General features: G+C 32.9%; 12 protein-coding genes. 5 read left to right on the forward strand and 7 right to left on the reverse strand.

The window, feature by feature from the left end:
- Positions 1-66: 66 nt before the first annotated feature.
- The 7 genes from O9307_RS02550 to O9307_RS02580 all read right to left on the reverse strand — a co-directional run bounded on the left by O9307_RS02550 (position 67) and on the right by O9307_RS02580 (position 10,185).
- A complete protein-coding gene (locus O9307_RS02550; protein ID WP_298295020.1) occupies positions 67-1,581 on the reverse strand; it encodes an ankyrin repeat domain-containing protein in 1,515 nt (504 codons plus the stop codon).
- 409 nt (positions 1,582-1,990) lie between these two features.
- On the reverse strand, positions 1,991-3,112 hold the full coding sequence (locus tag O9307_RS02555; RefSeq protein ID WP_298295022.1) for a PepSY-associated TM helix domain-containing protein: 1,122 nt from the start codon (positions 3,110-3,112) through the stop codon (positions 1,991-1,993).
- A gap of 90 nt (positions 3,113-3,202) precedes the next feature.
- Complete coding sequence (locus O9307_RS02560; protein WP_298295024.1) at positions 3,203-4,438, reverse strand: DUF4374 domain-containing protein; 1,236 nt, start codon at positions 4,436-4,438, stop codon at positions 3,203-3,205.
- Between the two features lie 17 nt (positions 4,439-4,455).
- Complete coding sequence (locus O9307_RS02565; protein WP_298295026.1) at positions 4,456-6,825, reverse strand: TonB-dependent receptor plug domain-containing protein; 2,370 nt, start codon at positions 6,823-6,825, stop codon at positions 4,456-4,458.
- Between the two features lie 194 nt (positions 6,826-7,019).
- Complete coding sequence (locus tag O9307_RS02570; RefSeq protein ID WP_298295028.1) at positions 7,020-7,496, reverse strand: DUF6265 family protein; 477 nt, start codon at positions 7,494-7,496, stop codon at positions 7,020-7,022.
- A gap of 664 nt (positions 7,497-8,160) precedes the next feature.
- Positions 8,161-9,255, reverse strand: a complete 1,095-nt coding sequence (locus O9307_RS02575) for a hypothetical protein (RefSeq protein ID WP_298295030.1) — start codon at positions 9,253-9,255, stop codon at positions 8,161-8,163.
- Positions 9,256-10,185 (reverse strand): hypothetical protein, encoded by a 930-nt coding sequence (locus O9307_RS02580; protein ID WP_298295032.1) that lies wholly within the window; start codon positions 10,183-10,185, stop codon positions 9,256-9,258.
- Positions 10,186-10,830: 645 nt separating this feature from the next.
- Here O9307_RS02580 and prfA point away from each other — a divergent pair.
- The 5 genes from prfA (at position 10,831) to O9307_RS02605 (ending at position 15,381) form a co-directional block, all read left to right on the forward strand.
- Positions 10,831-11,907, forward strand: coding sequence for a peptide chain release factor 1 (gene prfA / locus O9307_RS02585; protein WP_298295034.1), 1,077 nt, complete (start codon positions 10,831-10,833; stop codon positions 11,905-11,907).
- A 91-nt stretch (positions 11,908-11,998) separates the two neighbouring features.
- On the forward strand, positions 11,999-12,358 hold the full coding sequence (locus tag O9307_RS02590; protein WP_298295036.1) for a four helix bundle protein: 360 nt from the start codon (positions 11,999-12,001) through the stop codon (positions 12,356-12,358).
- 62 nt (positions 12,359-12,420) lie between these two features.
- On the forward strand, positions 12,421-13,242 hold the full coding sequence (pyrF, locus tag O9307_RS02595) for an orotidine-5'-phosphate decarboxylase (RefSeq protein WP_298295037.1): 822 nt from the start codon (positions 12,421-12,423) through the stop codon (positions 13,240-13,242).
- 446 nt (positions 13,243-13,688) lie between these two features.
- Positions 13,689-14,495: a helical backbone metal receptor gene (locus tag O9307_RS02600; RefSeq protein ID WP_298295039.1), complete on the forward strand. Its 807-nt coding sequence runs from the start codon at positions 13,689-13,691 to the stop codon at positions 14,493-14,495.
- A 100-nt stretch (positions 14,496-14,595) separates the two neighbouring features.
- Positions 14,596-15,381: an alpha/beta hydrolase gene (locus tag O9307_RS02605; protein WP_298295041.1), complete on the forward strand. Its 786-nt coding sequence runs from the start codon at positions 14,596-14,598 to the stop codon at positions 15,379-15,381.
- The last annotated feature ends 121 nt before the right edge of the window (positions 15,382-15,502 follow it).

Here is a 15,502-nt window from a genome sequence, read left to right on the forward strand (position 1 = left end):
ACTAAAGACTAATCACTAAAGACTAATCACTAAGGACTAAATACTAACCACTAACCACTAACTAAACTATTTCAAAAACTCTAAATCTGTTTTGTTTTTGGTTAATGTTTCGTTTTCTTTGGCCAATGCGTACGGGGTTTCGTCAAAATCTGTTTTGCTTTCTTTTTGAGCACCAATAGATACTAAATATTTTAAAATCGTATCGTCTTTTGTAGTCATAGCCGCTTTGTGTAAAGCCGTTAAGCCATCATTATTTTTTGCGTTGAGCGCTATTTTTAAATAGGCTAATTTTTTGAGCAAATTTAAATCGTTTTTGATAACCGCCAAATGATAGAGTGTGTTTCCATCTTTTTGAGGTGAAGAAAGACGTAAACCTTTGTCTTGTAAAATCTTTATTTTAGCTTCAAAAGGATCTTCTTTTGGCGTGTTCGTTCCTTCAGGGCCTCGTCCTGCACCCATTTGAGGGCGATACGATTGAATCAAATAGTAGCCTAAATTGTTGCCATCTTTATCGGTTACCGCGATGTCAGCACCATGATTCAAAAGTTGCGTGATTGCTTCAGGTGTTCCTGATTTAACGGCAAAAGTTAAGGCAGTTTCTTTTTTTGAGTTTTGCGCATTGGTGTTTTTAGTTACCGCTATTAATTGTTCCAAAGTAGCAGTTTCACGACCAGCAGCAGCAAGCATCAGCGGTATGTTTCCTTCTTTATCTGCTTGGTTAGGATCTACACCTTTGGATAGAAAATAGGCTATGATTTCTGTTTGATTGGGTTTGTTTGCTAAATAGTGAAGCACCGTTTCACCAGATTTACTGCTAGTAGTAGGCTTGATTTTCAATTCTTCTACTAAATATTTGTATGTTTCGAGCGTGCTTGTTTCTTTACGTGTACCTTGAGCGGCAAAAAGAAGCGCATTGTTAGTGTATTTTACTCCTTTTGCTAAAAGGGTTTTCAAGAAAGCAACATTGCCAGTTTTTGCAGCATAATCAAATGCTGTATTGCCGTTGCTATCTACATCTTTTATGGATAATCCTTTTGTTGTCAAATAGTCGCTAACTGCTAAATTTTTGTCCGTTGGAATGGCCATTAGTAATAAAGTAAGACCGTCTTTGTATTTTTTCTTTGGATCAATGCCAGCTTTAAAAAAAGCTTCGTATAATTTTGGATTTGCTTGTCCTGCAATGGCCGCAAAGGTAAGCGGTGTTTCCCCTTTACTGTCTTCCAGATGAATGTCAGAGCCTTTGGCGATTAAGTATTCTATAATTTCTACATTACCTTTGTAAGACGCCCAATGCAAGTAAATTCGGTTGTCGTGGGTCAATTTGTTTACCTCGTTTCCGGGTTGTTCCAATAAGAATTTAATGGTAGCAGCTGGCGCATCATTATTGATAGCCATTACGGTTACATCAAAAGCATTGGGTGTTGCCGCAGTTGGGCTGTTGCCTTTTTCGATTTCGGCTTTTACAGCAGCCACATCTGGCGAAGTTTTCCAAAAGGATTGATCGAGTAGGCTATTTTTTTGTTGGGCACTGCATAATAGAGTAACAGTAAAGACTAATGGGGTTAAAAAGTATTTTTTCATGTTTGAAAAGGTAAAACGATATGTTTTTTAGTATTATTTAGAATAAATAAAAATAATAGCAAAGGTAAAAATAAATAATAATTTACCAATATTTATTTAGCGTTTGTATACCGCTTTTGATATCTATATATAGACACAAATAAAGGTAAAAGGTTTAATGGAGTTTCATAATTTAATGTGAAATCATTGTTTTATTTTACCATACCAAATAAAAAACGGCAAGTATGGTTTGTTTAGAAAACTTAAATGCTTAAAAATATTGGAGTTAAGAAGTTTTTATCAATATCAAGTATATTTTTTTTAATTAATATTACCCATCAAACTTCGTAACAAAACGGAATTATTCGATAAAATCAAGAGGATACTACTCAATTAAATGAGTCCAGCTTCTTGTTTTATTTTTTTATTGTTATTTAAATTTTCTGCCCCACCATAATAAGAAACCAGTTATAGGTAGTGATGCGCAAAGTAAACTCGCTATGAATGCAATAATCTTACCTGTAATCCCACCAATAGCACCAATATGAATGTCATAATTCATACGAATAACTTTGTCTGCAAAATTTGCGTTTTTGTATTTACTATAGATGCTATTGGGTTCAAGCTCTTTTAAAGTATTTTGATCGAAGAAAAGATAATCCATGTCGTAATGAAGTTCATCAGAATTAGAAACTTCAACCAAAATTGAAGTTGTGTCATTTTCAGGAAAATGTAGTTCAAAACTTCTTACGTTTTTATATTCTTTTTTTAAGTTTGGGATTAATCCATCAACTAGATTTTTGGGAGCAACTTGGGTAAAGACTTTTTCGTTTTTAGGGTTTACAAATCTAGGATTTTTATCACCACCCGTAGCGATATAAGTGATGTAGTAAAACCATCCAAAAGCCATTACACATCCTGTAAAAGTTAAGATTATAGCGAATACTGAGGTATAAAATCCAACTACGGTATGTAAATCAAAGTTTTTGCGTTTCCATCGTGTTTTGTTATTCCAATCGAATTGTAGTCGTTGACCCAAATTTTTTCTTTTTTTGGGTAACCAAAGGATTAATCCAGTAATTATCAATACAAAAAATAATAATATTGAGTACGATACTATTAATGAACCAACTGCTTCTGGTAACCATAAGCGTATATGTCCTTTTAGTATAAATCCAAAAAAACCACCATCATTATCTACTTGGTGAATTATTTTTCCAGTATATGGATTTAAAAATAGGCTTTGGTAAAATATTTCAGGTTCGGCTTCGTAATAAATTACTTCTATAGCTTCGTCTGGTTGTCCAAATAGTACACCATGAATTTTCCGATTTGGATTTTCTTTACTTGCAATTTCTTTTATTTTTGAAGCACTAATGTATTCCTGATTAATTGGAATTACCTTTTTATAATCTGAATATAAACTCTCTATTTCAGTTTTAAAAACCCACAAACAGCCAGTGATAGCTACTATAAAAACAACCAAACCAGTACTCAACCCTAACCAAAGGTGTATTTGTCGAATTGTATTTTTAAAATTATTTTTTTTCATCTTGTAAATACCTTATAAACGATTAACACTTCAAAACAATAATTTGTTTTGAAGTGTTAGAAATACAAATCTATTTTTTAAACATTTAGATTATAATTTGTAAAATCCTTTGATAGATTGACCTACTATTTTAGCTCCTTTTTTGCCAGTAGCTGTAGCAATGTCTATTTGATATACATAGGCTTCTGTTTCTGTTTCTATACTTTCGTAAACTTTTCCATCTTGGATAAATACAGGAGAAGTATATCTTTTAGCATGTAAAGGGACATTGGCTACATCAGTAACGGTTTTTGCAACTAAATCTATGATGACTAACTTTTGATTAAATGCTGTTTGGCTTCTAGAAAAAGCATCCCAAGGAATATTGGTGTCAGCTTTCAATATTCTAGCCAAAGCTTTGTTCCCTCCGATATAGTCAAACCAAAATATTTTTCCGCCATTGGTTGCTGTTTCTATATTAAAGAAATAGTCTTTATCAAATTCTGTTGTTTGTGCTTTGATCTTTAAAATTCCAGAAGGTTTTGTTGATGCAGTCGAAAAACCAGCTGAAACTGTTCCGCAAGAAAACGAATATAAATCGCCGCTTTCTGTTTCTATTAATCCTGTTGTTCCTCCGTTTAGTCCAATATTTGAAGTTCTATCATCACTGATTATTTTTTCGGGAGTTGTCCCAACATTTGGATATGAATATACAGCTACATAGGCTTTATTGGCATCAAGTGTAGAAAAGTTACCCTCTGAATCTAAGACATGATAAGGGATAAATAACTTATCTGATCTAACTTCTAAAGCTGTTGGCCAAGCTACTTGCTTGTTTGCTTCGTCAGAGAAAATTTTTGTGCCCACAATTTTTTGAACCGATACATTATCTACATTAATAAAATGTAATCTTCTGTTTGCAAAGCCAACACGTGGAATTTCCATTGCTAGTAATGTTTTGTTATCATCTGATTTCCCGAACATTTCTAATGAGTTTTCAAAAATGAATTGCCCTTTTAGCTGAATAACCCCTTCATTATTTGCTGCATAGCCAGCACATTGATTATCAGTACTAAATCCCGATGCAAATAAAGTTTTGCCCACTGGATAATAAAAACGCCATCCTGTTTGTTCTATTCCTGTTCCTTGAGCTGAAATTTCTCCAGACATTACATCTTCTTTACTTACAATGTATTCAGTTCCAGCTGCTCCAGAGGTAATCAATGACATTGAAATTCCTGAGGATTTTTGATCGTTCGTGTTCGATTTATTATCATCGCTATCACAAGATCCTAATGTTAGCAATGCCACTGCTAATGCCCAATTTAAGTTTTTTAAATTTTTCATAGATATTTATATTTGAGTTATTTAATGGAATAGCGTAATTTTATGTATGCTGCTCTTCCGGGGTTTTGAATTCTAAAGTTGTCGTAAACTTTTGCATCTGCTAGATTTGTGACAGAACCAGAAATACTAAATTTTTTATTTTTAAAAATATATTCTAGATCGAATCTATGCGTCAATTGAGAAGGGATGGTGTTTTTTTCTCCTGAAGCACCACCATTTTCTTCTGCTAAGTAAAAATCATCTCCAAAATATGTACTCCAATATAGTGTACACCTGTTGTCAAATTTTTTATAAAAAGGTTTTACCGATAGATTGATATTCATAAAAAATGTTGGAATATTAGCTACTTTTCCTTTGTAATTACTATTTAAAACACCTTCATTAAATTGATTTTCTTCTGTAATATTTTGATAGGTAACATTGGTAGAAAGTTTAGCTATCTTTTTATAATCAATGCTAATACTGTTTTCGATTCCTCTACTCAAAACATCTTGTAAATTTTCATAATTTCCGAAAGGACCCTGTGGTGAAAAACGAATAAAATCAGTTGATTTTCTTAAAAATATATTTGATTCATATTCTAATTCCACATTCGAAATGTTTTTTTGTATGATAACCCCAATATTAAAATTATCGCTAGTTTCGGGTTTTAATCTAATATTAGGACTCTGACTAACACCATTTCCTAATATTTCATAAGATTCAGGTAGTCTGTATGCTTTTTCGTAAGATAGTTTTGTGGTTAAGAAACGAAAAGGATGCAGTGCTAAAGACGCACCATAGCCTATCTTAGAATAATTTGGCTCAGAAAGAATGATTGCATCTACATTGTCCAAAGGATCATTCAAAGATATTGACGCTAATAATTGATATCTTTTTGCAAATGCTGAAAAGTCAATTTTTTCATTATTATCCTTAAATGTATAGGCAATACTTGTTATATATTTTTGAAGAGTACTTGGTGTTTTGAAAGCCCTATTTAATTCGTCTACTGCATCATTTCCTTTTCTTTTTAAATAATTATGAACCAGATTAACAGATAAGTCATGGTTTTTATTAAATGGATATTTTATATAGACTTGAGAATTAAATAGTATATCTTGTAATGTAAACAATGATCTTCTTTCAAAAAGTTCTCCTTTGAAATCATCTGGATCTCTTGTTTCAATTACTTCATTCAACCAGTTGTATCTTTTATCACTGGTATCGTCTATTATTTCTTGAACCCTACCTCCAACTAAATTTGCATTAATTCTTAATTTTTGAAATGCTTTTTTATAATTAGCAGAAAATAAATAGGTGTTATTTCTCGTATTAAACGCACCAAAAGGTCTTAATATATTAAACTCAGGATGTTGTAGGTTTTTTTTGTTTTGGGCATAAGTAAGTTTAAAACTAAGTATGTCCGCAAAAGACTTGTCTACCAATCCAAATTCACCTGATAACATTGCTGATTTGTATTGATCATGAAATCGTTTAACAGATGCAGTACCAGTAATGTTTCCTAAAGCATCAAATACAGGAACATTATCGGTTTTAAAATTATTGTCGGAATAATTATAAAAAGAGTTTAGTTTAAAATAGTACTGATTTTCTTTGTTATAATATTTAGAACTAAGGGCAAACCTACTTGTATTAAATGAACCATAGCTATAAGAAGCATCTAAAAAGGATTCTTTTTTATTTTCAGTTTTCATATTAATCACTCCAGCTAAAGCATCACCTCCAAAATTAATAGGTACAACACCTTTGTAAACTTCAATAGATTCTAATAAAAGGATTGGGTAATTATTTAAGGTCAATGATGAACCATAGTTTTCCATAGGGACACCGTCCATGAAATATCGTATTTGATTCCCAGATAGACCATTTAATGATAAATTAAAACCAGAACCCAATCCGCCTGATTCTCTTATGTTTATTCCAGATTTGGTTTTGAGTACTTGATTGGCATCTAATGTTAAATTTTGTAATTCTTTGGTGTTTATAATCTCTATAGTAAAACCAGTCTCTTTTTGTCTTTTTGCGGCTGTTTTCCCTTTAATAGCAACTTCTGCCAATTGATTGGTGCGCTTTTTTAATTGAATTTGTATATTTTGTTTGCTATTGGTATTTATTTTGTAGGAATGATTCTCATACCCAAAATGGCTTATTTTTAAAGTCCACTCTCCAGAAGGTAATGCTATACTAAATTTACCATCTTCATCTGTCTTGGTAGCGATATTTAATTCAATGATCTCTATTGTAGTATCTACTATTGGAGTTGAAGTTTGATCAATTATTACACCTGTAGTTGATTTTTGACCATAAATAGTTAAAGAACAAAAGACTAATATCAAATAGAAGATTGTTGTATTGGACTTAATATTATTTATAATAGGAAACATTTCTCTTACCTTATTTAGATTTAATTAAAATAACAAAGCAAATGTAAAAGTCTTTATTATACAAACAAAATTTATTTAGAATAAATAAAAATAAAAACAAAGACAACTTTCTATCCGTTTCAACGATAGTGTTTTACGGATAAAAAAAAACTCGATTTTTTAGAATCGAGGTGTAAAAGAGTAATGGGTGTGTATTATTTTACCTTTTTGAGGGTATAGCTTTCTGAGGTAACTTTTCCCGCTTGTTTTCCAGAAATTTTCGCGATCAACGTATTGGTATTGGCTAATTTGTAATTAATTTTTTGAGGGTAATCGTGTTTTGGATTTTCGAATACCAAGTTTTTTTCGGTGGTGGAGGTGAGGGGAAACGATACGGCTTCGTCATTATTTTCGCCTTTTATAGTAGTTTTATAGATGAGGTTTTCTTCTTTTTGTTGCAACACAATTGTTTCGTTGTGCAAAGTATCTTTTCCTTTTATAAAATACGAAGTGCCTTCAAAAGTGCTGTCGTTTACGGATTTCCATGTTTCTTCTAAAATTCCTTGTTCAGATTGCTGGGTCCATTTGCCCAACAACCATTGCGAAGCTTTGATTTTTTCATTTTTATTTGCGTTGTTGTTACAAGACGCAAGTGCTAAAAAGACCAATAAAAGTGTCGTTTTTTGAAACATGATGCAAATTTTTTGTTTGGATTGATGGCGCTAATTTATGAAAAAGGAAGGAAACAAGTGGAATTAATTGGGGCAGAACAAAAAGGAAAGTGTTTTTTGGTTTGACAAAATTTGAGATCGTGTTGCAATGAATTAACAATTTTGTTTGATATCTATTTTAAGAAGCGATGTAAAAAAAATAGCCTTAAAAACCAGACGATAGTTGATATTTTGTAAATTTAAAAATGAGCCAATATGGCTAGAAGTCAAAGCTGTTTTTGGCGGATTTGTTATGAACTTATCGGGGTAGGTGTGAATTCCAAATTCTTCAACTGGTTTCTTAATTTTTTATGAAATAGATTAATTCACCAAATCTTTTCCCTAATGTGTATATGGCAAGAACACTTAATGAAATTACAATAATTTTAAATAGAAGTTTGTGTTTTCCATTTACTAGATAGTCGTTGGTTTTGTTTATCAATTCTCTAATTTCTATTTCTAAACTATTCATAATTAAGTGGTTTTAGGTTTTGATTTCTGTTCGTTTTTCATAAAGAACTTAGTAAAAACTAAGTTGAAAATTATGTTTATGAAAGGGTGTTTTTTTTGCTACTAGTTTATTAGAGTAGGCACGGATTGCAAATCCGCGCTATCGGGGTAAGAACACCTCGGACAGCGCGGTGCCTTATCTCTTGTAATATGAATATATATCGTTTTTGAACTTTTCTATGATAATTGCAATATCGCTAGTGATTCGATAAATATTTGATTTATGTAAACAGTTAATTACATTAATAGAAAAAACAAAAATTGGATTTGATAGATTTTCTTCGATTGAGTCGTGTTTAAAACCTGGGAAACCTAAATCTAAAATTATTTCACCTTTTTCTGTTCCTAAATCAAATTCATACTTAATTTTTATACCGCTTACAAGAATTTTAGAGTAATAATTCAAATCTGATACAAAAGGATGGTTTTCTAGATTCAATCCTCTTACTTTCATAGTTGAAATACTATCAAGTAATTTATCAAAACCTTTATGATTGTCCTTATAAACAATATCTAAATCGACAATTGATTTATATTTAAGTTGTGTTACAGAAATGTTTTGAAACGCTTTTAAAAATTCCACACGTTTTGAATCTTCAAAATCATCAAATCTAATCATGAAAAAATCATCATCTTTATCGATGTAATGTTCTTCTTTTAAAAACTTTCGTACTTTTTCAACTACAAAATCTACAACTTCTTTTGTTTCTGGCGAAGTATAATTTTTGTTTATAATTAACACATTGTTTTCTAAAACAACATCAATTTTTGCATTTCTATCTATTGTAGTAGATTTAAAATTTTCTAATGGATCTTCTATTTCAATTTCTATATCTAACGCAACTTTTATTTTGTCTTTACTTATTGTTTCAATGTAAAATTCTGGAGCATTTTTTAGATTGTAGCTTAATTTAAATTCACTTCGCTCAATTAAATCTTCGTGTAGATTTAGTTTTAAGTCAGCTAATTTCTCAAGTTTAAAGTCTTTCTTTACAGGAATTGAAGCATTGGTGAATTTTTGCTGCTTTTCTTTGATAACTTCATTACTTTCAATTAAATCAAATAGTTTTGAATCAATTATTGTTTTCAAGAAATATGGTAAAGTTGACTTCTTGTTTTTTGATTTTATTAATACATTTTTACTTTTCAAAATATCTGATAGTAATGAAGTGCTAATTGAATTTTTCAATAAATATTGGCGCAATAAGTCACCTTGTGGAACTCTTTTCATTTATAGATTTTTTAAGGTTGGAAAATGACCTGTAACGTCTACTTTATTTGGATTAAAGTAAGGTTGATATTGGAGTAAAACCTCTTGAACTTTTGCTTCATTTTGAGATTTCACGTAGTCCTTAAAAGAAAATATTACTTCGTTGATAGAATCTAATTTGTCGTATTCGATAGCTAAATCAATCATGCCTCGCAAAATATCAGCACTAAATTCTTCTTCATAATAGAATTTAAGAATAATTTCGTTATTGTATGTTATTCTTAAAACAATAATGTCAGAATATAGATAATATAAAGGCATTTTTGTGCCGTAATAATGTTGGGTTGCTGGATTTAATCCTGAGTTATGATAAACAAACGATACATTTTCATTTCCAAATTTTGTTTTGTCAAAAAGTATGCTGTCAATCCAAAATGATATTTTTCGGTTATCAATAACAATTATGTTTTCAAAATCTAGTTCAAAAGGAATGTTATAATCTTTTACATACTCGTTTACAGATTCATATAAGTCATCTAAATCAGAAAAGTAAATGAGGATTCCAATAGTTTGTGCGTCTTTTATGTTAGAATAGTTTCTTTTAAATTCGGAAAAAATTTTACTTTTTTTAAAGCATTCAAGTCCATACGCTAAATCTCGAATATGCTTCGAAAATTCACTTTTTTTGTAGCCAACTTTTTCAGTTTTTTTTACCGAAATATATCCAATATCTAAAGTTCTGTTTGAAAGTTCGCTAATATCACCAATTAGTCCATCAGCACCATGTGATTTTCTATCTTCTTTGCCTTTACCAATTTTATGCTCTTTACCTTTAAAGCATCCAATATTAGTTCCTGTCTGAATTTTGTCGTACCCTAATATTTCGGTAAATATTTTTTTGGCTACGTCTTCTCCGCGTTCACCAATTGCTTTCGAGATTTCTCCTGCCATATATTGTTGTTTTTTACGATTTTTTCAAAGGTTTTTCTAACTAGCTTATAAGTCTTACAAAATCATTCAAAGCCATCCAGTTTTGGGTAGTTAGGTATGATAAGTCTCATAGCGCATTAGCTTTTCAAATATATACAATTTTCATTACAAAATTTATTGTCTTTGGTTTGTTTATGAAGTTTGGGATAAAAAAAAACACACCCCCAGCCCCTCTCAAGAGGGGAGTAGTTGCGTGAATTTTAGAGCTTTTTTTTAAAAAAAAATGTTCTTTTGGAATTTTAAACACACACACACACACACACACACACCAAACTCGCATAACTCCATTTTTTTTTGGAGTCGTTGTATCCTCGATTTCAAGAGGGGAGTAGTTGCGCGAATTTTAGAGCTTTTATAATAAATTCTTATTTATTGGAATTTGGAATTTAAAATTTGGAATTTCGATTCGTGTCGCGTTACCGTTTCTAGCCCTGATGGGAGCGGCATCCTGTGGCTCTGAGGTTCAGAGCCACAGATATAGCGGACAGCAGGGCACGAGCGAAGCGAACTGGCGAAGCATTTAGCTCCTAAAAAAATCTTAAAAGGGGTTTCTGTAAATTGCTTTCTTTTTTGTATTTTTGCCGTCCAAAATATAAGGACAAGAATATGTTAGATAGACTTCAATATGTAAAACAGCGTTTCGACGAGATTTCGGATTTGATTATTCAGCCCGATGTTATCGCGGATCAAAAACGATATGTGCAACTCAACCAAGAATATAAAAGCATCAAAGCGTTGGTTGAAAAAAGAGAAGAATACATTATTCTCTTAGCCAATATTGAAGAGGCTAACGAAATCATTGCTGACGGTAGTGATGCCGAAATGGTGGAAATGGCCAAAATGCAGTTGGAAGAAGCCAAAGAGCGTTTACCACAACTGGAAGATGAAATCAAATTTATGTTGATTCCAAAAGACCCAGAAGACGCGAAAAACGTGATGGTGGAGATTCGTGCCGGTACGGGTGGTGATGAAGCGAGTATTTTTGCGGGCGATTTGTTCCGTATGTACACTAAATATTGCGAAAGTCAAGGTTGGAGAACCTCAGTGGTGGATATGAACGAGGGAACTTCGGGTGGTTTCAAAGAGGTGATTTTTGAGGTTACAGGAGAAGATGTATACGGAACTTTGAAGTTTGAAGCAGGTGTACACCGTGTGCAACGTGTCCCACAAACAGAAACACAAGGACGTGTGCATACTTCGGCAGCCACAGTTATGGTGCTTCCAGAAGCAGAGGAATTTGATGTACAAATTGATATGAACGATGTTCGTGTGGACTTTTTCTGTTCGTCAGGACCTGGTGGACAGTCGGTAAATACGACCAAATCTGCTGTTCGTTTGACGCACATTCCAACAGGATTGGTGGCGCAATGTCAGGATCAAAAATCACAACATAAGAATAAAGACAAGGCGTTGAACGTATTGCGTTCTCGTTTGTACGAAATGGAATTGGCCAAAAAACAAGCGGAAGATGCTTCAAAACGTACTTCGCAAGTGAGTTCAGGTGACCGTTCTGCTAAAATTCGTACTTATAATTACGCTCAAGGTCGTGTAACCGATCACCGAATTGGTTTGACCTTATATGATTTGGGTAACATCATGAACGGTGATATTCAGAAAATTGTAGCCGAATTACAATTGGTGAACAATATGGAAAAACTGAAAGAAGCTAGCGAGGTTTTTTAAATAAAGAGGTTTTTGGGTATTGGGTTTTAGGTCTTAGGTATTGGGGGGAGGTTTTAGGCTACGAATTTTGTGAAACTAAAATTTATTATAGATGCGTAACTTTAGAGATCTAGAGGTTTGGCAAAGTGCTGTTTTATTTGTTAAAAGGATTTACACAATAACGGGCACTTTTCCAAGCGAAGAAAAATTTGGACTGGTTTCTCAAATTAATAGATGTGCAGTTTCAATCCCTTCAAACATAGCCGAAGGCTGTTCCAGAAGTTCTCAAAAAGATTTTTCTAGATTTTTACAAATAAGTCTAGGTTCGGCTTTTGAATTAGAAACACAAATTGAAATAGCAAAAGAGATCGGTTTTGTAGATCGAATTTCGTATATGGAAATTATTGACGAGCTCAATGTAATTCAAAAAAGAATTCAATCTTTAAAAAAGTATGTTGATTCTCAAGTCTAATTCGTATCGATAAAAGACACCCAACACCCATTACCCAACACCCAACACCCATTTGCCCAAAAATGACTACACAACAACTACTAGAACAAATCCAATTGAAAAAGTCTTTTCTATGCGTAGGCTTAGATGTTGACTTGAATAAAATACCTTCTCATTTATTAGCAACGGAAGATCCAATCTTCGAATTCAATAAAGCCATTATCGATGCGACCCACGATTTATGTGTGGCCTACAAACCCAATACGGCTTTTTTTGAAGCGTATGGCATAAAAGGTTGGCAGTCGTTGCAAAGAACCATTGAATACATCAATGCGAATTATCCTGAACTCTTTACGATTGCAGATGCAAAACGTGGCGATATTGGGAATACGTCTTCAATGTATGCCAAAGCCTTTTTTGAGGATTTGAATTTTGATAGTGTAACGGTAGCACCGTATATGGGAAAAGATTCGGTGGAGCCATTTTTGGCTTTCGAAAACAAACACACCATAATGTTGGCCTTGACGTCTAACGAAGGCGCTTTTGATTTTCAAACCTTATCGGTAAATGGTACAGAATTGTACAAACAGGTTTTAGAAACTTCAAAATCGTGGAAAAACAGTCATAACTTGATGTATGTCGTAGGTGCCACCAAAGCCGAATACTTTACTGAGATTCGTAAAATTGTTCCTGATAGCTTCTTGTTGGTTCCTGGTGTTGGCGCACAAGGCGGCAGTCTGTCTGAGGTCTGCAAATACGGATTGAATAGTCAAGTTGGTTTGTTGATCAACTCGTCTAGAGCCATTATTTATGCTTCGAATAAAGAAGATTTTGCCGAAGTTGCTAGAAACGAAGCGTTGAAAATGCAACAGGAAATGGAGGAGATTCTTAGGTTAAGGGGGTAAAGGTTTAAGGTTTAAAAGTTTAAGGTTTAAAGGTTTAATGTTGTTTGTTTAAATCTTTGCGCCCTTTGCGGTTAAATTTTTCAAACCATTTAAGGCATTTAAGGTCATTTAAGTTTTTTCTTTGCGACCCTTGCGTAAATCCTTGCGCCCTTTGCGGTTAAATTTTTCAAACCATTTAAGGCATTAAAGGTCATTGAAGTTTTTTCTTTGCGACCGTTGCGTAAATCCTTGCGTCCTTTGCGGTTAAGTTTTTCAAACCATTTAAGGTATTTAAGGTCATTTAAGTTTTTTCTTTGTGACCCTTGCGTAAATCTTTGCGTCCTTTGCGTTTAAATTTTTCAAACCATTTTAAGGCATTTAAGGTCATTGAAGTTTTTTCTTTGCGACCTTTGCGTAAATCCTTGCGCCCTTTGCGGTTAAATTTTTTGCGGTTAAATTCAATCAGTATGAAACAACTAACAGATCAAATCGGTACTTCTCATTTTTTTGAATCGACACCTCGTCGAATTGTTTCGTTGGTTCCCTCACAAACGGAGTTGTTGTTTGATTTAGGATTGGAAGACCAAATCGTTGGAATCACCAAGTTTTGTGTGCATCCAAAGCATTTGCTTAAAACCAAAAAAATAGTAGGAGGAACCAAACAGGTTCATTTTGATAAAATAAAAGCCTTACAAGCTGATATCATTATCTGCAACAAAGAAGAAAACACGCTGGAAATGGTACAACAACTTTCTGCAATTGCACCAGTTTGGGTGACGAATGTGGTTACGATTGCAGATAATTTTCAAATGATTACGGATTTTGGGTTGCTTTTCGATACAACTGCCGAAGCCAAAATTTTGAATGAAAGTATTCATTCGGCGTTGGCTGATTTTACAACTTTTATAGCCACCATTCCTACTCAAAAAGCAGCTTATTTTATTTGGAAAAAGCCTTATATGGTAGCAGGTTCAGGTACTTTTATTAACGAGTTGTTGCAATTGAATCGATTCGATAATTTTTTTGGAACGCAATCCCGTTATCCCGAAATAGCTGTTGATGCGTCAACTCGATATGAGGCAGTCGAATTGGTGTTGCTTTCTTCGGAACCTTATCCTTTTAAGAATGAAGATGTAGCCGAATTCACTTCCTTTTTTCCAAATGCCAAAATACGGTTAGTCGATGGTGAGTATTTTTCGTGGCACGGTAGCCGATTACTTAAGGCGCTTTCTTATTTTAAAGAATTACAACAAGAGTTGGTTTTGGATATTTAAGTTGTTGGTAATTAGTAATTTGTATTAGGATTGCTAATTTCAAAACATTGAATTGGCTTTTAAAATTATTATTCTATTTTTACAAAAAAAAAACTAACGAATGCTTAATTACACTATCTACAAGAATGAAACAAGTATACAATGGGTAACTTTTGTCCATGGTGCAGGAGGAAGCTCGTCGATATGGTTTAAGCAAATTCGAGATTTTCAAAAGCAATACAATGTTTTACTTTTGGACCTCAGAGGACACGGAGAATCTAAACCAACCCTGAAAACGGCTTTTAAACAGAAATATACTTTTTCGGCTTTGGCGAATGATATAGTGGAGGTTTTAGAGCATTTGAAAATTGAACGTTCTCATTTTGTGGGCATTTCATTAGGAACGATTTTGATTCGTCAATTGGCAGAAATGTATCCTCAAAAAGTGCAAAGCATGATTTTGGGTGGTGCCATTTTGAAAATGAATTTCCGTTCTCAAATTTTAATGCGTTTGGGTAATGCCTTCAAATATGTATTGCCTTATTTGGTATTGTATCGCTTTTTTGCTTTTGTCATTATGCCCAAGAAAAGTCATAAACAATCGAGAGTATTGTTTATCAATGAAGCTAAAAAATTATACCAAAAGGAGTTTATAAAATGGTTTAAACTCACAGCCGAAATCAATCCTGTTCTGAAGTGGTTCCGACAAGTAGAATTGAATATCCCAACACTTTACGTTATGGGAGAAGAGGATTATATGTTTTTGCCTTCTGTTCGAAAAGTAGTCGAAAATCACTATCGCTCTTCAAAGCTTTTTGTTATTGAAAAATGCGGTCATGTAGTGAATGTTGAGCAACCTTTGGCTTTCAATACAGCCGTACTTTCTTTCTTAGATACTGCACAATAAAAAATGCCGACATCAAAAGACGTCGGCATTTTTATAACTAACCAAAACCAAATAATAAATAACCAGTTTATTACACTACAAAGGTCAGGAATAAGTTAGTATGTCTTTGTTAAAATTATGT

This window comes from Flavobacterium sp. (assembly GCF_027531905.1).
GTDB lineage: Bacteria > Bacteroidota > Bacteroidia > Flavobacteriales > Flavobacteriaceae > Flavobacterium.

Excerpts from the sequence above, each read along its gene's own strand:
- O9307_RS02555 (WP_298295022.1), bottom strand. The coding sequence starts at position 3,112 with ATGAAAAAAAATAATTTTAAAAATACAATTCGACAAATACACCTTTGG.
- O9307_RS02560 (WP_298295024.1), bottom strand. The coding sequence starts at position 4,438 with ATGAAAAATTTAAAAAACTTAAATTGGGCATTAGCAGTGGCATTGCTA.
- O9307_RS02580 (WP_298295032.1), bottom strand. The coding sequence starts at position 10,185 with ATGGCAGGAGAAATCTCGAAAGCAATTGGTGAACGCGGAGAAGACGTA.
- O9307_RS02600 (WP_298295039.1), top strand. The coding sequence starts at position 13,689 with ATGAAACAACTAACAGATCAAATCGGTACTTCTCATTTTTTTGAATCG.
- O9307_RS02570 (WP_298295028.1), bottom strand. The coding sequence starts at position 7,496 with ATGTTTCAAAAAACGACACTTTTATTGGTCTTTTTAGCACTTGCGTCT.
- O9307_RS02575 (WP_298295030.1), bottom strand. The coding sequence starts at position 9,255 with ATGAAAAGAGTTCCACAAGGTGACTTATTGCGCCAATATTTATTGAAA.
- O9307_RS02550 (WP_298295020.1), bottom strand. The coding sequence starts at position 1,581 with ATGAAAAAATACTTTTTAACCCCATTAGTCTTTACTGTTACTCTATTA.
- pyrF (WP_298295037.1), top strand. The coding sequence starts at position 12,421 with ATGACTACACAACAACTACTAGAACAAATCCAATTGAAAAAGTCTTTT.
- O9307_RS02565 (WP_298295026.1), bottom strand. The coding sequence starts at position 6,825 with ATGTTTCCTATTATAAATAATATTAAGTCCAATACAACAATCTTCTAT.
- prfA (WP_298295034.1), top strand. The coding sequence starts at position 10,831 with ATGTTAGATAGACTTCAATATGTAAAACAGCGTTTCGACGAGATTTCG.
- O9307_RS02590 (WP_298295036.1), top strand. The coding sequence starts at position 11,999 with ATGCGTAACTTTAGAGATCTAGAGGTTTGGCAAAGTGCTGTTTTATTT.
- O9307_RS02605 (WP_298295041.1), top strand. The coding sequence starts at position 14,596 with ATGCTTAATTACACTATCTACAAGAATGAAACAAGTATACAATGGGTA.